General features: G+C 77.2%; 1 protein-coding gene and 2 pseudogenes. 1 reads left to right on the forward strand and 2 read right to left on the reverse strand.

Annotated features, from left to right (window positions below; genetic code table 11):
* Positions 1 to 822, reverse strand: an 822-nt coding sequence (locus CCN56_RS37325; RefSeq protein WP_143664754.1) for a helix-turn-helix domain-containing protein, incomplete at its 3' end; no start/stop codon positions are given.
* Between the two features lie 239 nt (positions 823 to 1,061).
* Between CCN56_RS37325 and CCN56_RS43655 the strand changes: the two are divergent.
* Positions 1,062 to 1,463, forward strand: a pseudogene (locus CCN56_RS43655) (DUF6350 family protein); the annotation flags it as partial.
* On the opposite strand, the pseudogene CCN56_RS44010 reads toward CCN56_RS43655, so the two are convergent.
* Positions 1,447 to 1,784, reverse strand: a pseudogene (locus tag CCN56_RS44010) (helical backbone metal receptor); the annotation flags it as partial. The pseudogenes CCN56_RS43655 and CCN56_RS44010 sit on opposite strands and share 17 nt — an antisense overlap.

The following is a 1,784-nucleotide window of genomic DNA, read 5'->3' on the forward strand; positions in this document are numbered from 1 at the left end:
CCGGTGCCAGGGGGAGAGGGCGTACTCGTACGCCGCCGCCCGCACCCAGCCCGCCGGGTCCGCGTCCACGGCCACCTCGGGCCAGCGCTGCCAGGCGTGGTGGAAGGCGTGCTCGACGGCCTCGCGGGAGAGCCCGCGGCGGCCGGTGAGCAGGTAGGTCTGGTGGACGAGGCCGGGCGCGATGTACGCGTACAGCGCGTCGAAGGCCTCTTCGGGCGTGAGCCCCGGTACGGCGGGTTCCGCCGGAGCCTCGGGCGTGAGCCCCGGTGCGGCGGGTTCCGCTTCCATGGGGGCCTCCACCGGTTTCAGCCGCTCCGGCGGCTTCGCGGCGCCTTTGCGGGCGGGACCCGGAGCGATGGCCGGGGCCGGGGACGGGGCCCGCGGCGGCTTGGCGGCCCGCTTGACGGCGGCCTTGGGGCGGACGCCTGCCGCCGCGGGGGACGTCGCCGCGGGGGCGCCCGACCCGACGGAGGGCCTCGCCGCGGCGGCCGCGGGAGGCTGGACCTGGGCCTCTGCCGCCTCCGGTCGGGCCTCGGCCGACGCCGTTGCCCGTCGGGCCTCTTCCTCCGCCTCCGGTCGGGGCTCCGGGTGCGTCGGCGGGGGCTCCGGGTCGTGGGCGGTGAGCAGCCTCGCGTAGGCCTCGCGCTTGCGGCCGCGGGGGGTCGAGCGGCCGGTCTCCCAGGACCTGACCGTGGCCTTCGTGACGCCCATGGCCTCGGCGACCTGCTCCTCGCTGAGGGCGAGGGCTTCACGCAACCTGCGCCGCTCCTTCGGGGTCGGCAGGGTCGCGGAGGGTGCGGAATCCGCGGTGCTCCGGCTCATCGGCGTCGACCTCCCGCAGAGCTGCTCTGGGCGGAAAAGTACATAAACGTATATTGAGCGACACAGCGGAGGTTTGCCTGTTACGCGGCGAAAGCGCGTGTCGTTGGCACCATGGCCCCGTGACCCATGTGACCGAGCCGCACCCCCTGGTCCAGGGCGGCCGTTCCGCCGCGCTCGCCACCGCCTGCGTCCGGGGCGGGCTGGCCGCCGGACTCGGTCTCGGCACCCTCGCGGTCCTGGTGATCGCGGCCTGGATCAGCTCCCCGTACCCCGACAGCGGACCCGTCGGCGCCCTGCACGTCGCCGCCGGCCTCTGGCTGCTCGCGCACGGCGTGGACCTGGTCCGTACGGACACCCTGTCCGGCCTGCCCGCGCCCCTCGGCATCGTCCCGATGCTCCTCGCCGCCCTGCCCGTCTGGCTCGTCCACCGGGCCGCCCGCGACACCCTCGACCCGGGTGACGACGGGGCCCGGCCGTGCCCCTCCCCGAGCGGCGCCCTCGCCGCCGTGGCCGGGGGATACCTGCTGGTCGCGGCCGCCGTCGTGGTCTACAGCGAGAGCGGCCCCCTGCCCGCCGACCTCCTCACCGCCGGACTCTGGCTGCCCGCCGTCGTCACCGGCGCGGCGGGCGCGGGCGTCTGGACGGCGCTCGGCCGCCCGATGCCCGGGCGGCGGACGTCCGCCGCCCTGCGCGCCGCCGGGGCGCCCCGCACGCGGCGAGGACCCGTTCCAGTTCCCGCAGCCCCTGGTCGAGGGTGCGGATCTCGGTGACGAGCACGTCCAGCCCGGCCGCGCCCACGGCGGCGAGCTCGGGGGCGCGGTTCTCCTCCTCGCTGGCGAGCACGAGGTCGGGCCGGAGCGCGGCGATCGCCGTGACGTCGGCGTTCTTGGTCCCGCCGATGCGGACGACGTCGAGCCCGGCGGGGTGGCCGCACCAGTCGGTGGCGCCGACGAGGACGCCGG

The organism is Streptomyces sp. NRRL B-24572 (assembly GCF_002156145.1).
In the GTDB taxonomy this organism is placed as follows: Bacteria; Actinomycetota; Actinomycetes; order Streptomycetales; family Streptomycetaceae; genus Streptomyces; species Streptomyces vietnamensis.